General features: G+C 72.9%; 12 protein-coding genes and 1 pseudogene. 3 read left to right on the plus strand and 10 right to left on the minus strand.

Translation table 11 applies throughout. The features are described 5' to 3' along the window. Positions 1-634, minus strand: a pseudogene (locus G5C65_RS15675) (phage tail sheath family protein); the annotation flags it as partial. 333 nt (positions 635-967) lie between these two features. Between G5C65_RS15675 and G5C65_RS15680 the strand changes: the two are divergent. Beyond that, the gene (locus G5C65_RS15680; protein ID WP_165299452.1) at positions 968-2,416 is read left to right on the plus strand and encodes a hydrolase; all 1,449 of its coding nucleotides are present in this window, start codon (positions 968-970) and stop codon (positions 2,414-2,416) included. An 80-nt stretch (positions 2,417-2,496) separates the two neighbouring features. Here G5C65_RS15680 and G5C65_RS15685 read toward each other — a convergent pair whose 3' ends face one another. Together G5C65_RS15685 and G5C65_RS15690 are read right to left on the minus strand one after the other, a co-directional pair. Next, a complete protein-coding gene (locus G5C65_RS15685) occupies positions 2,497-4,584 on the minus strand; it encodes an ATP-binding protein (RefSeq protein ID WP_165299453.1) in 2,088 nt (695 codons plus the stop codon). After that, on the minus strand, positions 4,581-5,258 hold the full coding sequence (locus tag G5C65_RS15690; RefSeq protein ID WP_165299454.1) for a Pvc16 family protein: 678 nt from the start codon (positions 5,256-5,258) through the stop codon (positions 4,581-4,583). Before G5C65_RS15690 ends, G5C65_RS15685 begins: the two co-directional genes overlap by 4 nt. A gap of 343 nt (positions 5,259-5,601) precedes the next feature. On the opposite strand from G5C65_RS15690, the gene G5C65_RS15695 reads away from it, so the two are divergent. After that, positions 5,602-6,171: a TetR/AcrR family transcriptional regulator gene (locus G5C65_RS15695; protein WP_165299455.1), complete on the plus strand. Its 570-nt coding sequence runs from the start codon at positions 5,602-5,604 to the stop codon at positions 6,169-6,171. Positions 6,172-6,294: 123 nt separating this feature from the next. Here G5C65_RS15695 and G5C65_RS15700 read toward each other — a convergent pair whose 3' ends face one another. The 7 genes from G5C65_RS15700 to G5C65_RS15730 all read right to left on the minus strand — a co-directional run bounded on the left by G5C65_RS15700 (position 6,295) and on the right by G5C65_RS15730 (position 14,789). Then, entirely contained in the window at positions 6,295-7,893 is a 1,599-nt protein-coding gene (locus tag G5C65_RS15700) for an MFS transporter (protein WP_165299456.1), read from the minus strand. Positions 7,894-8,031: 138 nt separating this feature from the next. Further along, complete coding sequence (locus G5C65_RS15705; RefSeq protein ID WP_165299457.1) at positions 8,032-8,805, minus strand: SDR family NAD(P)-dependent oxidoreductase; 774 nt, start codon at positions 8,803-8,805, stop codon at positions 8,032-8,034. A 145-nt stretch (positions 8,806-8,950) separates the two neighbouring features. Beyond that, positions 8,951-11,071: an MMPL family transporter gene (locus G5C65_RS15710; RefSeq protein WP_165299458.1), complete on the minus strand. Its 2,121-nt coding sequence runs from the start codon at positions 11,069-11,071 to the stop codon at positions 8,951-8,953. 32 nt (positions 11,072-11,103) lie between these two features. Further along, complete coding sequence (locus G5C65_RS15715; protein WP_241265813.1) at positions 11,104-11,958, minus strand: ABC transporter permease; 855 nt, start codon at positions 11,956-11,958, stop codon at positions 11,104-11,106. Further along, positions 11,955-12,878, minus strand: coding sequence for an ATP-binding cassette domain-containing protein (locus G5C65_RS15720; protein WP_165299459.1), 924 nt, complete (start codon positions 12,876-12,878; stop codon positions 11,955-11,957). The genes G5C65_RS15715 and G5C65_RS15720 overlap by 4 nt, the downstream gene beginning before the upstream one ends. Before the next feature lie 94 nt (positions 12,879-12,972). Continuing rightward, positions 12,973-13,641 carry a response regulator gene (locus G5C65_RS15725; RefSeq protein WP_165299460.1) on the minus strand — a complete coding sequence of 223 codons (669 nt, stop codon included), beginning with the start codon at positions 13,639-13,641 and terminating at the stop codon, positions 12,973-12,975. Further along, positions 13,638-14,789: a sensor histidine kinase gene (locus G5C65_RS15730; RefSeq protein WP_338146417.1), complete on the minus strand. Its 1,152-nt coding sequence runs from the start codon at positions 14,787-14,789 to the stop codon at positions 13,638-13,640. Before G5C65_RS15730 ends, G5C65_RS15725 begins: the two co-directional genes overlap by 4 nt. A 126-nt stretch (positions 14,790-14,915) precedes the next feature. Between G5C65_RS15730 and G5C65_RS15735 the strand changes: the two genes are divergently transcribed. Beyond that, a partial coding sequence (locus G5C65_RS15735; protein WP_165299461.1) for a BTAD domain-containing putative transcriptional regulator occupies positions 14,916-15,721 on the plus strand: 806 nt, incomplete at its 3' end.

Raw genomic sequence — 15,721 nt, forward strand, 5'->3', positions numbered from 1 at the left:
CCACGGACTGGTTCTCGGGACGGGCCAGTTGCCCGGCGGGCGCGGCCTCGGTCACCGCGATGAGCTTGGAGCGCTCCTTGACCTGGGTGACGACGTAGGAGCGGCTGCCCTTCTTGGCGGTCACATCGAACGTCTCGGCCTGCTTGTCGCCGTCCTTGACGATCAGTTTGAAGCGGTCGGCGCCGCCCTCGCCGTCCGGGTCGGCGACCTCCACGGTCAGCGGACCGCTCCGGCCCTGCGCCGTGGCCGCCACGGAGAACGTGCCCAGCTGCTTGGGCTCGGCGGCGGGCAGCTCCGCCGGGGCGGCCCGCCCGGTCACCGCGGCCGGGGCGGCGTCCTTGCCGCTCGCGTCCCCGGAGGCGTCCTCGGCGGAGCCGCCGACCCGGACCACGTACGCGGCGGTGCCGCCGTTGTTGAAGAAACCGTAGACGGAGTGGGCGAGGTAGTACCCGTCGGTGAAGTCACCGAAGGAGGTCACGTACTGGGTCCAGTTGGTCACCAGCGTGGGCTCGTTCAGCGGGCCGGTCGGTGCGAGCCCGACGAAGGCCGCCACGGAGGTGCCCACTCCCTCGATGGGGCGCGAGCCGCTGGCCACCTCCTCGACGTAGACGCCGGGTGACAGATAGGACGGCATGCTCTGTTCTCCTCCGGGGTGCAAGACAGGACCTGTCCACCCTCGTGGGCGGAGGCAGGCCGCGAAACGTCCCCGGGGGCCGGGGCCGGGGCAGTGCTCCTGCCCTCAAGGGCACCTGGTCCGGCGGGATCCCGCCGGACAGGGGCTGCCTCTCGCGGCGCGTTGCAGGGTGCGGCGCCGCTGTGGCCGCCCGCGCCCCTGACCGGGCACACCAGCGCGGCCCCGGCGCCGGGGGCGCGCCGTCCGCGGGGGCAACGCGACCGCCCTCCGGGGCGCCGGGTGTGCCCGTCCGTCCGCTGCGCCCGCGCCGCGCCCCGCTCTAGCGTGGCGCGGGTGACCCTGTGGACCTCCCTCGAACCCGCCTCCGCGACCGTCGACCCGGGCAGCAGCACCAGTGTGCGGCTCCGGGTGCGCAACACCGGCGACATCGTCGACGAGTACCGCTTCGAACCGGTGGGCGACCTCGCACCCTGGACCACGGTGGAGCCGCAGATGCTGCGGCTCTACCCGGGGACGACCGGCACGGTCGAGCTGACGTTCGCACCGCCGCGCAGCCCGGACGCGGCCGCCGGGCCGAACCCGTACGCGGTGCGCATCTCGCCGACCGAGCACCCGGAGGCCGTCACCGTCCCCGAGGGCAACCTCACCATCACCCCCTTCACCGAGGTGCGCACCGAACTGGTGCCGCCCACGGTGAAGGGACGGTTCCGGGGGCGGCCCCGGCTGGCCGTGGACAACCTCGGCAACACCAAGGTCACCGCCTCGCTCAGCGGCAGCGACTCCGGCGAGAAGCTGTCGTACGACCTGCGTCCGGCCAATGTCCAGATCGAGCCGGGCCGGGCCGCGTTCGTGAAGGCCACGCTCAAGCCCCGGCAGATCCGCTGGTTCGGAGCCAAGCAGGAACAGCAGTACTCGGTGGCGCTGCGGCGCGCGGGGACCGATCCGCTGAAGACGGAGGGCACCTTTGTACAGCGCGGGTTCCTGCCCGGCTGGCTGGCCGCCATGTTCGGGGTGTTCGTCGCGCTGACGATCGCGTTCGTGATGATCTGGCTGGCGTACAAGCCGAAGGTGCAGAGCGCGGCGACGGAGCGGACCCAGAACGCCGGTGCCCTCGCGCCGCCCAGCCCGTCCGCGCCGATCAGCAGCCCGCCCGCGAAGAAGCCGGACAAGGACGAGCCGAGCGACCTCCCCGGCGGGCCCGACCTGGGCGGGGGCGGCGAGTCCAAGGACGCGGGCGGCGGTGGCGGCGGTGGCGACAAGGACGACAAGAAGGACGAGAAGAAGGACAGCGGCGAGAAAAAGAAGAAGAAGCCCCGGAAGTCCACGGCGGCCGACGCGGTGCGTGCGCTCGCCGACCGCGAGGAGGGCCGCCACATCTGCTACCGCGCCCTGGTAGCGGACAAGGGCTGGGAGGACCCGGTGTGCGACGGGGGCGTGGTCGGCGAGGAGGGCGGGCCGCCCATCAAGGCCCTCAACATCGCCGTGTCCGGCACCAAGGGCGTGACCGGCGCCAGCGCCTATGTGGCGGAGGGCTGGAAGGACGGCGACGAGTGGCAGAAGGCGGCCGACGGGAAGAACATGTACATCGGCTCCAGCAAGGAGGCGGTCTCCCCGATGCAGGGGTTCACCATCAAGGTCTTCGACGGCACCGTGTGCCAGCGGTCCCGGGTGCAGGAGATGCGCTGGCTGGACCGGGTCTGCACCGACCCGGGCGACTGGAAGTACGGCGGGAGCCCGATGGACAAGAAGCACCAGCTGGAGGCAGTGCGCTTCTCGGTGTGACGGAGCCGGGGGAGTGAGGCGGAGAGCCGGAGGACGAGCGCCCGCCCCCTCCCTCTCTCCCTTCCCTCTCTCCCTCCGCCTCACCAGCCCGCTTCGCCCGGGACCAGTCGGCCGGCCTTGCGGTACTCGCGGCGGGCCCCCTCCAGCAGGTCGCCCGCGCCGACGGACTCGCCCCGGCCGGCCGCCAGATAGGCGGCGGTGACCACCGCGCCGCGGATCGAACCGCCGGCCAGCTCGAAGTCCCGGGCCAGCGGCTCGGGGTCGACGTCCTCGGCGCAGGGGACGTGCGACAGGCCGTGCCGCCACAGCGCCCGGCGCTGCGCGGCGTCCGGGAAGGGGAAGTCGACCACCAGGTCGAGGCGGCGGGTGAACGCGTCGTCGATGTTCGCGCGCAGATTGGTGGTCAGCAGCGCGATACCGTCGAAGGACTCCAGCCGCTGGAGCAGATAGGCGCTCTCCAGGTTGGCGTACCGGTCGTGCGAGTCCTTGACCTCCGAGCGCTTGCCGAAGACGGCGTCGGCCTCGTCGAAGAGCAGCACGGCGTCCGTGCGGTCCGCCTCCGTGAAGATCCGCTCCAGGTTCTTCTCGGTCTCGCCGACGTACTTGTCCACGACCGAGGAGAGCTGGACCAGATACAGATCGACCCCGAGGTCGGCCGCGACGACCTCGGCGGACAGCGTCTTTCCGGTGCCGGACTCCCCGGCGAACAGTCCGAGCACCCCCCGCCCCCGGCCGCCGCCCGCGCTGAGCCGCCAGTCGCCGAGGACCAGGTCGCGGTGGCGGGCGCGCAGGGCGAGTTCGCGCAGCTGGCCGAGTGGTGCGTCGGGGAGCACCAGGTCTCCCCAGCCGACCGCGGGCCGGATCCGGCGGGCGTGCTGCTCCAGGCCCGAGGCCGACTGCTGGCGGGCCGCGAGCCGTACGTGCGTCGCGCTGAGCGGGGCCCCCTCGAAGGCGGCGAGCGCCGCGGCGGCGCTCGCCGCGCGCGCGATGCGCTCTCCGCCCAGGTGGTAGGGGGCCACGGTGCGGTCCAGGTCGAAGGCGTCGGCGTCCGGGCCCAGCGCGGCCCGCCAGGCGGCCGTGCCCCCCGCAGCGGGCCGGGGCGCCTGCAGCACCAGCGGGTCGCGCTCCGCCCAGCGCGGGTCGTACGGCCGCGGATCGGCCAGCAGCACGGTCACGTCCTCCGCCGCCGTCAGCTCCTGGACCAGCGGGCCCGGTTCGCCGGGCAGGCCGGACACCACGACGGCGCGGCCGCTCAGCCGCGCCTCCCGCAGCAGCTCGGGCACATGGTCGGCGGAGCCGGAGAAGCGCAGCGCGTCGACGCCCGCAGCGCGGAGCGCGGAGGCGAGAGCGGGCAGCGCCTCGCCCTCGCGGTGCTCCCGCAGATAGGCGGCGAACGGCCGCTCGCCGAGCCGGGCGGCGAGCCGTTCGACGAAGCCCTCGTCCCCTCCGGCGGCCGGCGGCGGCTCCGGCATCGGCCGCAGCTCGCCGCGGAGCGCGGGGGCCGGGGCCTCGTCGCCCAGCAGATGGGCCGTCACCCGGTCGGGCACGCGCAGCGAGCGGGTGAGCAGCGGCCGGTCGGCGTCCTCGACGTCCAGCAGCCCGAGCGCGCGCAGCGGCGCCGCCGGGTGGAAGCGGGCGCGGGCCTGCGGCAGATGCGCGGGCACCCCGCACAGGTCGAGGGCGAGCCCCACGGTGGCGCGGCGGCGGCTCACATCGTCGTTGAGGTAGCCGTAGAGCGGCTCGAAGGCGCGGTCGAGGTCGGGGGCGAGGGCGATCAGCACGACGGCCGTGTCCAGCTCGGTCAGCCCCAGTCGGGCGGCGACACCGGCCAGCCGGTCGCCGTCGCTGCCGCCGTCACCGCCGTCGTCCCGGAGTCCCGGCGGCGGGCCCGGCGGGGCCACGGCCTCCGGGGTGCGGGCCGGCCCGGCGTGCAGCAGGTGGCGGACGGCCTCCTCGGACAGATAGAGGCCGCGCAGCGGGTCATGTGCGGTGGGATCGTCCGCTGAGCGCCGCTCGACCAGCGCGGAGGTGGCCTGCCGCAGCCCGGCCAGCCGGCCCGTGAGCGACCGGACCGGATCAGCGGAGGCGGTGCGCGCGTGCCGGTCCGCCGGCGATCCGTTCCGGGGCGTGGCGCCCAGGGCCGGACTGTCCAGCGAGGGGCCGCTCATGGCTTCTCCCGGCGGCCGCGCGCCGCCTGCTCGTGCGCGGCGCGGGCCGCCGCGATCTGGTGGGGCCGGTGGGCGCGCTCGTCCGGCTCGGAGGGGCTGCCGTCCACGCTCCGCACCCGGACCACGGCGCCCTCGGTGACCGGCGGGCCCGCGTCGTACTCCGGGTACGCCGGAAAGGGCACGGTCACCGCGAGGTCCAGGGAGGGCTTGAGCTCGCCGCCCAGCGCGGACCAGATCTCGGCGAGGGAGCGCGACTCGGACTGGACTCCGGTCACCCCCACCGGCACCGACAGCCCGAGGCGGCCGAGCGCGCCGGGAAGGTCGTGGGCGGGCAGCAGTTCGTGGGGGAGCAGGGTGGCCAGCGCGGCGGACAGCAGCCGGTGCTCGTCCTGGGGGGTCTTCGTCCAGGCCGTCACCAGATAGGAGAGGCGGAACCAGCGCGGCGGCCGGCGGCGGCGTACGACGATCTCGCGCTCGTCCCGTACCGGCGTGTACCCGCGCTGCCGGCGGCCCGTGTCCTCGCGGATGTCGTACAGGAAGACGTTGACCACGGGGGCGTTGCGCCGGGCCGCCCAGTCGCGGGTGGGGACCTCGAAGGACACGTCGATACCGGAGCCGTCCAGCGCCCCGCCGCTCAGGAGCTTCTTGAGGACGTCGTCCACCTCGTGAATCACCAGTGCGCTCCTGCCCGCCGCGTGCCGGGACCGTCTCGTGCGTCCTCGCCGTCGCCCCGCTTTCCGAGGGTGACGGCCGCGCCGCCCGCTTCGCAGGCACGGCGGGGACGGCGCCGGGGCAGCCCCCGGTGCCCCAACGGGCAGCGAGCGTCCGCGGATCCCGCACCTCGGTGAGCCGGCGTCACGCGCGTCCTGCGGGAGCAGCCGGAGACCGTCGACGGGTTCCTCGAAGCCCTCGAAGCCCTCGAACAGCTCGGGGAGCGCTACCAGTTCTGAGCACCGCGGCCGGGAGCGGTGCGCCCGGACCATGTCGTCTGTACCAGCCGGCCGGTACAGTTTCGTTATGCCACGTCCCTCCTCCCATGAACTCATCCTGGACGCCTACGAGAGCCTGCTCATCGACGAGGGCTACTCCTCGGTGACGCTGAACGAGGTCGCGCGCAGGGCCCGGGTCTCCAAGGGAGGTCTGCTCTACAACTTCGGCTCCAAGGACGCGCTGCTGACCGGCATGCTGGAGCGGCTGCACCGGCGCGCCGAAGAGGACCGCGAGGCGGCCCGGGGCTTTCCCGGCGGAGTCGTGCGGTACTACCTCCAGACCTCCGCCTCCGACGCGCTGACCAACAGCCCCCTGCACCGCACGCTGGTCGCCGCGCAGCGCCTCGTCCTGGACGACAAGCGCGTGAACGACGCCATCCGGTCCATCACGCGCGACTGGCGGGAGCTGCTGTCGGAGGAGACCGGAGACCCCCTCGCCGCTTCCCTGATCACGCTCCTGGGAGACGGCCTGTACGTTCAGGCGGCGCTCGGCGTACCCAACCGGGAACTGCTCGCTTCGCTGGACGAGGTCGTCGCGCGGCTGTCCGGGCAGGAGGGGCGGGCCAAAGGTCGCGCGGCGCACGGTGCGCGCGCCTGAGGAACCCGAGGAACCCGGAGGCGTCCCCGGCGGCGGAGCCCGCACCCCGGGTCCAGCACCAGGGCGCCCGTGACCACTGCGCCCGTGACCACTGCGGTGCTGCCTTTCAGCGAGAACACTCTGCTAACCCCCGGCAGTCGGATCGGTGTGAAGGTCGCGCGTCGTGCCATGTGTGCTAGGCGTGCCATGCTGGTGCGGCTCCTCCTCCGCGGTGACCGATGGGCTGATGTGGCGCAGGAGCAGCGCTGCCTGCACCGCGGCGCAGCACACCAGCGCCGCCGCCACGAGGGAGGCGAGCCGCATACCGTCCATGAACGCCTCGCGGGCGGTGCCGGCGAGCGCCTCGGCCAGGTGCGGCGGCAGCTGGGTGCTCGTCTCCAGCGCCGCGCCGAGCGTTTCGTGCGCGGTGTCCCGCGCCTGAGGCGGTACGGCGGCGGGGAGCCGGGCGTCCAGCTCGCTGCGGTAGGCCGAGGAGGCGATGCTGCCGAGGACGGCGACGCCCATCGCGCCGCCCAGTTCGTAGGCCGTCTCCGAGATCGCCGAGGCAGCCCCCGCCTTGCCCGGCGGCGCGGTGGCGACGATCACGTCGTTGGTGAGGGTGTCCGCCAGCCCGACGCCCGCGCCGACGAGAGCGGTGGCGGCGACCACGAACGCCACCGTGCTGTCGGCGCCCAGCTGGGTGGTCGCGGCGTAGCCGAGCGCCGCGAGCGCGAGCCCGGCGCCGATCAGATAGGCCAGCCGGATCCTGCGGGCCAGCAGCGCCGCGCACCCCGCTCCCGCGATCGCCGTCGCGGCGGCCGGCAGCAGCCAGAGCCCCGCCTCGATGGGCTCCATGCCCCGGACCATCTGGAGGTACTGGGGAAAGAAGTACAGCAGCCCCACGAGTGCGAAGATGCCCAGCAGATTGGTGATGACCGAGACGCTGAACGGCCGGTGCGCGAAGAGCCGGATGTCGATCAGCGGTGTGCTCAGGACGCGCTGCCGGAGTGCGAACAGCGCGCCGGTGCCGATCCCCGCGACGATGCACACGGCCGCGAGCGGGCCCGGCCCGTACTCCGCGATCCGCTTCATCCCGTAGACGAAGGAGAGCGTGGCTCCCAGCGCGAGCACGGCGCTGAGGGGGTCGAACCTGCCCGGTTCCGGGTCGCGGGACTCCGGCAGCAGCAGGGGCCCGAGCCCCAGCAGCAGCGCCATGACCGGAAGGTTGATGAGAAAGACCGAGCCCCACCAGAAGTTCTCCAGCAGGACCCCGCCCAGCAGCGGCCCCAGCCCCGCGCCCGCCGCGAAGGCGGCGGCCCACACCGCGATGGCGATCCGCCGCTCGCGGCGCTCGGTGAAGATGTGCCGGATCAGGGAGAGCGTCGACGGCATGAGGGTGGCCCCGCCGAGGCCCAGCAGGGCCCGCGAGACGATCAGCAGCTCGGGCGTCGTCGCGTACGCGGCAGCGAGCGAGGCCAGTCCGAAGGCGCAGGCACCGAGGAGCAGGAGCCTGCGCCGCCCGATGCGGTCGCCGAGCGTTCCCATCAGCACGAGCAGACCGGCGAGCAGGAACGAGTAGATGTCGACGATCCACAGCAGCTGACCGCTCGTGGGCTTCAGCTCCGCGCTGATGGCGGGCACGGCGAAGCCGAGAATCGTCATATCGACACTGATGAGCAGCACCGGCAGTGCGAGCACCGCAAGCGCGGCCCACCGGCCGTGTCCCGGGCCTGCCCTCGGCATGTACAACACCCCTCTAACTGAACCGTCCAGACGGTGTAGTTTCATTCGCAGAGTACGCCGTGGACGAGCAACGGACAAGCAGCCACGGGACGTTGGGGCGGTCCGGCCCGTCCGGGCCGGGTGCGGCGGTTGACGACCTCAGCCGAGCACGCCTCGGTACACCCTGCCGCTCGCACGGTGCACGACCGGGCGCGGCAGATGCCGGGCGGCCCAGACCAGACCGCGGTACCGCCGGCCGGGGACGACCACGACCCGCCCCCGGCGGTGACCGCGCAGCGCCTCCCGCACCACGAAGCCGCGCTCCAGCCACAGGGCCCGGGGCACGCCGGACACGTCGATCCCGGCCCTGTCGTGGATCTCCGTGCGCGTATAGCCCGGACACAGCACCGACAGCCGCACGCCCCGGCCCGCCAGCTGAACCGCCAGCGACTCCGTGAAGCAGACCGCCCACGCCTTGCTCGCCGCGTACGCCGCGTCCGCGTCGCCCGCGACGAGACCGGCCACCGAAGCGACGTTGATGACGTCTCCGCGCCCGCGCCGAAGCATCGGTTGCAGCGCCGCATGTGTCAGCCGCATCACGGCCCGCACGTTCAGGTCGAGCAACCGGTCCTGTCCCTCGGGCGAGTTCTCCCAGAAGGCGGTCGCCAGCGCGATTCCCGCGTTGTTCACGAGCAGGTCCGGCGGGTCGTCGCGGAGCCGGGCCGCCACCTTCGCCAGCCCGTCCCGCCGCGACAGATCGGCCGGTAACGGCCGCACCTCGACGGAGTGTCCCGACCCGAGCCGGTCCGCCTGAGCGGCCATTCGCTCCTCGTCCCTGGCCACCAGGGTGAGCCCGAACCCCTCCGCCGCCAACTGCTCCGCAAACGCGGCCCCCAGGCCGGCGGATGCTCCGGTAATGACTGCGTGTCTCATGGCAGCGATGCTAGGGACCCCCGCGGACCGGCGAATCGGCCGGACTCCACAAGGGCCGCAGCGCTTCGTTGCGGAGAGCCGACGGCAGCGGCGCCCGCCACGGGATGGCGTGCGCCGCGCCGTCTCCCTCCGCGTGACCCTCACGTCAGCCCCTGCTGGAAGACCCTGCCAGCTCCCGCTTCTCTTCGGGCGCGGGAGCCGTCTCGTCGCGCGAGAGGCGGTCCGGCCACCAGAACCGGCGGCCCAGCACCATCACACACGACGGGGTCAGCATCGTGCGGACGAGCAGCGCGTCCAGCATGACTCCGAACCCGACGAGGAACCCGACCTGGACCGCGAAGACCACCGGAAGTGTGGTGAGCATCGCGAAGGTCGCCGCGAGCACCACGCCGGCCGAGGTGATCACGCCGCCGGTCGCCGACAGGCTGCGCAGCGTGCCCGCCCGGGTGCCGAGCTTCGCCGTCTCTTCGCGGGCCCGGTGCATCAGGAAGATGTTGTAGTCGACGCCGAGCGAGACCAGGAACAGGAACCCCAGCATGACCAGCGAGGGATCCAGGCCCGGGAATCCGAGCAGATGCTCGTAGACCAGCACGCTCGCGCCGTACGCGGCGGCGAAGGACAGCACGACGGTGAGGATCAGCACCACGGAGGCGGTGATCGACCGCAGCAGCAGGCCGAGGATCAGCATCACCGTGATGAGCACCAGGGGGATCACGCGCTTCTCGTCGTCCGAGGTGTTCCGCAGGGTGTCGAGATGCTGTGCGCTCGGCCCGCCGACCAGGGCGGTATCGTCCACCGTGCGTACCGCGTCCCGCAGCCGGTCGATCGTGTCCTGCTCCTCGGGCGTGCCGGGCGGGAACTTGGAGAACGCGTTGATCTCGGTGTATCCGCTTCCCGACCGGTTCAGCACGGCGTGTCCGATGCCCTCGGTCGCGGTCGCCTTGTCGAGCAGCGCCTCCGCCTCGGTCTCGCTGCCGATCAGATACAGCGGTTGGCCGCCCAGCTCCGGGTAGTGCTCGACGAGCTTGTCGTATCCGACGACGGACTCGGGCTTGTTCACGAACTGCTCCACCTGGCGCAGTGCCGTCGTATTGCCCAGCAGGCCGAGCGAGAGAGCGCCGAGGACGGCGGCGGAGGTGGCCATGACGAACACCGGGCGGCGGGAGATGAGGCCGCCGAGCCGCGTCCACACGGTGGCCTTCTCCGGTGCCGGGTCCCCGAACCGCGGAGCCCTCGGCCACAGGACCCTGCGTCCGGCCAGGACCAGCATCGCGGGCAGCAGGGTCAGCATGGCGACGAGGGAGCTGACGATCCCGGCGGCACCGATCGGCCCCAGCCCCGAGGTGCTGTTCATATCCGCCACGAGCAGGCACAGCAGCCCGGCGATCACCGTCCCCGAGGAGGCCAGGATGGCGGGCGCGCTCCGCCGCAGCGCCGCCAGCATGGCATCGGCGGGGGCGGCGTGTGTGCGGAGTTCCTCCCGGTACCGGGCGACGAGCAGCAGCGCGTAGTCCGTCGCGACGCCGAACACCAGGATGATCATGATGGCCGAGTTGGTGTCGCTCACCGTGATGTCGAAGAGGTCGGCGAGCAGATAGACCAGCGCCTGCGAGAGAAGCACCGCTGCTCCCGCTGCCACCAGCGGGAGCAGCCACAGCGTCGGGCTGCGGTAGGTGAGGATCAGCAGGATCGCGACGACCGCCGCGGTGAACATGAAGAGGTTCGCGTCGATGTTCTCGAAGGCGGCGTCGGAGTCGGCCTCCAGACCGCCGGGGCCGGACAGCGTCACCTCCAGCCCGTCCGGAGGTGAGCTGATGGTCTCGCGGAGCTCGTCGGCGTAGTCGGACGGTTCGCCGTGCGCCACGCCCACCGGCATGCTCAGCATCAGCGCTTCGCCGTCCTTGGACGGCTTGACCTTGGGCGCCTCGCGGCCGGTGTCCTTCTCCCCGAACTTCTCGTGCAGTGCCGCCGCGTGCCGCGTGGCCACGGCCAGGTCGGCCTGGGTGGTTCCGCCCTCGCGCTCGTAGACCACCACGAACTCGTTGCCCTCGCCGCCGGGCAGCTCGGCCTCCAGCTTCACGACCTTGGTGGACTCGGCGTTCGCGGGTAAGTGGGCGTCCAGACTGTCCGTCTTGACTCCCTCGAGCTTGCCTGCCAGCGGGAAGGCGACGAGGAGCAGGACGACCCAGGCGCCGACGATCGCCCAGGGCAGCAGGCGTCGCGTCCAGCTCCGGCCCGCCGGGGCGGGATTCTCTGCCGTACTCATGGATCCGAACTCCTTGGCTGTGGATTGAGGGCTCAGGCGTCCCGCCGTTTGAGGACCACCGTCGCCGCGGCGAGGGCGAGGGCGAGGTATCCGCAGAACACCGCCAGACCGGCCCAGGGGCCGAGCAGGTCGGGATCGTGCTGCGCCGACATGAACGCGTTGCCGGCCGACGCGGGCAGTACCTTGACCACGTCGGAGGCGATCGCCGAGGGCAGCAGGCCGGCGAGCGAGTCGAGCAGGAACACCATGAACGAGATGACGGAGACGCCCAGCGCCGTGCTGCGCAGCAGGGTCGCGAACGCGATACCGAGCACCCCGATCCCGGCGAGATACACCGGGGTGGTGAGCACGGCGCGCAGCGCACCGGGGTCCGAGAGCGTCGGGCCGACCTGGTGCGATTCCAGCAGGGCCGCGCCGCTGAAGAAGGCGATGAGCGTGGCCGCCAGGGTCAGCACGAAGAGCGTCCCGCCGAACACCAGGGTCTTGGCCCACAGCACCGGCAGCCGGGTCGGCACCGCCGACAGGGTCGCGCGGATCATTCCGGTCGAGTACTCCACGGACATCACCAGGACGCCGAGGGCGCCCGTCAGCAGCTGGGCGAAGAACACGCCGCCGAGGGTCGCGCCGACCGGCGAGGTCGGGGTGAACGGCGCGTCGTCCACGTCCGCGCCCTTGGCGAAGGTCTCGCCCATGGTGGCGGACGAGATCAGGCCGACGCCGATGAGCACCACGACGGTGAGGGCCAGCGCGAGGGTGGTCGAGCGTACGGACCGGAGCTTGATCCACTCCGAGTGGATCACACGGGGCAGGGTGACGCCACGCCCGGCGGCCGGGTCGGCGGCCGGGCCGGCGGGCGGGCCGGTGGATGGCGGGACTGTGAGCGTCATGCCTCTCCCCGGGCGAACTCGGGGGCGCGGTACTCGACCGCTTCACGGGTGAGTTTCATGAAGGCTTCCTCCAGGGACGCCTGGGAGGTGGTGAGCTGGTGCACCGGGATGCCGCGGGCCGCGGCCACATCACCGATGTGCTCGGAGGTGAGTCCCTCGACATCGAGCTCGGTCCGGCTCACCGTCGTGATCGTGACATCCGGTCCCAGCAGCAGCTCGCGCAGCGCGGCGGCCTGCGGTGAACGCACCGTGACCCGGCGGCCCGAGAGCGCTCCGGTGAACTCGGCGACGGGCAGATCGGCCATGAGCCGGCCCTTGCCGATGACGATGACGTGCTGGGCGATCTGGGCCATCTCCCGCATCAGATGGGAGGAGACGAAGACCGTGCGCCCCTCGGCTGCGAGCCGGTCCAGCAGGTCGCGGATCCACAGAATGCCCTCTGGATCCAGCCCGTTGACCGGCTCGTCCAGCACCACTGTCGCCGGATCGCCGAGCAGGGCCGCGGCGATGCCGAGCCGCTGGCCCATCCCCAGCGAGAACCCTCCGGACCGGCGGTGGGCCACCTCGGCGAGTCCGCTGAGGGCGAGCACCTCGTTCACCCGCCGCCTGCCGATGCCGTTGGTGACCGCGAGCGCGTGCAGATGGTCGAAGGCCGAGCGGCCGGGGTGCGCGGCGCCGGCCTCCAGCAGGGCGCCGACCTGACACAGCGGCACCTCGTGCTCGTGCGGCAGACGGCCGCCCACCTTCACCGTGCCCGCGGTCGGCGCGTCCAGCCCGACGAGCATCCGCATGGTGGTGGACTTGCCCGAGCCGTTGGGGCCGAGGAACCCGGTCACCACGCCCGGCGTGACGGTGAAGGTCAAGGAGTCCACAGCCAGCGTGGACCCGTATCGCTTGCTGAGCTCGTTGACTTCTATCATGCGCCCACGGTGGCAACCCGGGACTCTCGCCCGCGTCCCTCCCCGGAGGGCAGTCCGGACTACCCCAGGAACGGTACGCGGCGAAGCCCGGCCGTCATCCCGAGGCCGCCACCAGACCCGTCTGGTACGCGATCACCACAAGCTGCGCCCGGTCGCGTGCCGACAGCTTGGCCATGGCCCGTTTGACATGTGTCTTGACCGTCGACTGGGCCAGATAGAGCCGCTCGGCGATCTCCTCGTTGGACAGCCCACTCGCCACCAGCGAGACGATCTCACGCTCCCGCTCGGTCAGCACTTCGAGCAGCTCGGGCACCGCGGAGTCGGTGCGGTCGGGCTGGGCGAGGAACCGGGCGATCAGACCCCGGGTGGCCTTCGGCGACAGCAGCGCGTCGCCCCGCGCCACCAGGCGGATCGCCTCGCACAGCTCCCTGGGCTGCAGCCCTTTGCCGAGGAACCCGCTCGCTCCGGCGCGCAGCGCCCGCAGCACGTACTCGTCGACCTCGAACGTCGTCAGCATCACCACCCGGACCCCGGCGAGGCTCTCGTCGCCGGCGATCTGCCGGGTGGCGCCCAGGCCGTCCAGCTCGGGCATCCGGATGTCCATCAGCACCACATCGGGACGGGCGCTCCGGGTCAGCGCCACCGCCTCCGTGCCGGTGGCCGCCTCGCCGACGACCGTGAGGTCCTCGGTCGCGTCGATCAGGGCGCGGAACCCCGCGCGGATCAGCGTCTGGTCGTCGGCGAGCAGCACCCGGACCGTCATACGCCCTCCCCCCTCGTGGCGGTCGGCAGGCGGGCCACCACCACGAACTCCCGGCCGCGCTGCGGTCCGGCGCTGAACTCGCCGCCCACAGCCGCGACCCGCTCGGACATCCCGATGAGACCGTAGCCCGAAGCAGCGCCGGCGGGACCGGTTCCGGACGTCTGCGCCATGGCGTTGCGCACTTCGATGCACAGTTCGCCGGGCGAGTAGGCCAGGTCGAGCCGGACCACCCCGTGCCCGTGCCGGCTCGCGTTGGTGAGCGATTCCTGGATGAGCCGGTACGCCGACAGGTCGACGGCGGGCGCCAGCTGCTGCGGCTGCCCCCGTACCGTCCACGCGACCCGGGTGCCGGCCGCGGTGACGGACGACACCAGGTGCTCCACATCCGACAGGTCCGGGGCCGGACGGGTCGGCGCCTCCTCGTCCGCCGGTTCACGCAGCACCCGCAGCACCGCGGCGAGTTCGTCGAGCACCGTGCGGGCGGCGTCCCCGACGTGGGCCAGGGCCTCCTCGGCCGCCTCCGGCCGGCTCCGCAGATGCATCGCGGCCACCCCCGACTGGACATTGATCACCGCGATGTGGTGGCCGACGGCGTCGTGCAGCTCGCGCGCGATGTGCATCCGCTGCTCGACGGCCCGGCGCCGCTCGCGCTCCCGCAGCGCCAGATCCAGCTCGCGTCTGCTGCGCACCGCGTTGCCGACCGCCAGCGCGGTCGCCGTCATCCCGATCAGCGCGACGGGGCCCATCGCGGTATCGGTACCGAGCGCCGCCTCGCCGATCTGCACACCGGCCGCGAGCGCCACACCGGCCGCCACCCCGGTCACGACCGCCGCGTTGCGCTCGCTGACGGCCCCGGCCAGATAGCCGGTCAGACCGAGGGCGATCAGACCCGGCTCACTCACCGCGAGCACCGTCGTCAGGACACCGCCCGCGCACGCCACGGCCAGCGCCGGCAGCGGCGCCGCCCGGCGCAGCGCCGGCGAACCGCCGACGAGAACCGCTCCGGCCACGATCGCCCAGCCCGGACCGCGCTCGGCGGTGAAGCCTCTGAACAGGACGCCCGCGCACAGCGCGACACCCAGTACGGCATCGAAAGCGCGCCTGGAGGAGGCCCCGGCGATACGAGGCCAGATGCCTGACAGAGCCACACCGCCACAGTAGTGCGCACGCCGTGCCCCGGCGTCGGCTTCGGGGGGTACCCGGGGTGTACCACCCTGGGGGGAGCGGCGCCGATTGCTAGGCTGCTGCCCGCAGTTCGGGAGGGGGTACCTCACGTGCAGATCAGTATCCTCGGGCCGCTCCAGGTCCGGACTCAGGACGGCCCCGTCGCGGTGTCCGGCGCCCGGCTCCGCACCCTGCTGACCCTGCTCGCCCTCCACGCCAACCAGGTCGTGACCAACCGCCGGCTGATCGACGGGATCTGGGGCGGCGATCCGCCCTCCGGCGCGCTGCACGCCCTGCGTGCTCTGGTGTCCCGGCTGCGCCGGGTGCTGCCGGAACCCGTCATCGTCTCGCGGACCACGGGCTATGAGCTCTCGCTTCCGCCGGAGGCCGTCGACATCCGGCGCTTCGAGCGCCTGGCCGCGCTCGGCCGCGGTCAGCTGGCCTCCGATCCCGGCGCTGCGGCGCGCACTCTGCGGGAAGCCCTGGACCTGTGGCGGGGCAACCCGCTGAGCGAGATCGAGGACACCGAGCTCGCCCACGGCGCCCGCACGGCGCTGACGGACCTGCGGACCGGCGCCGTGGAGGACCGGGTCGAGGCCGAGCTCCGCCTCGGTGCGGGCCCGCGGCTGACGGCGGAGCTCGCCGGGCTCGTCGAGCTCCATCCGATGCGGGAGCGGCTCAGGGGCCAGCTGATGCAGGCGCTGTACAGCGCGGGGCGCCAGGCCGAAGCGCTGGAGGTGTTCGAGGAAGCCCGCCGTATGCTCGGCTCGGGGCTGGGCGTGGACCCGTCCCCCCTGCTGAAGGCCACCCATATGGCGATCCTCCAGGGGCGGCCGGTGGCGGACGTCACCGGCGAGTACGGGGAGGGCGCGCCCCCTCCTCTCCCGGCGCCGCGAACCGAGGCGAGCCCCAGCAC

The organism is Streptomyces boncukensis (assembly GCF_011045075.1).
In the GTDB taxonomy this organism is placed as follows: domain Bacteria; phylum Actinomycetota; class Actinomycetes; order Streptomycetales; family Streptomycetaceae; genus Streptomyces; species Streptomyces boncukensis.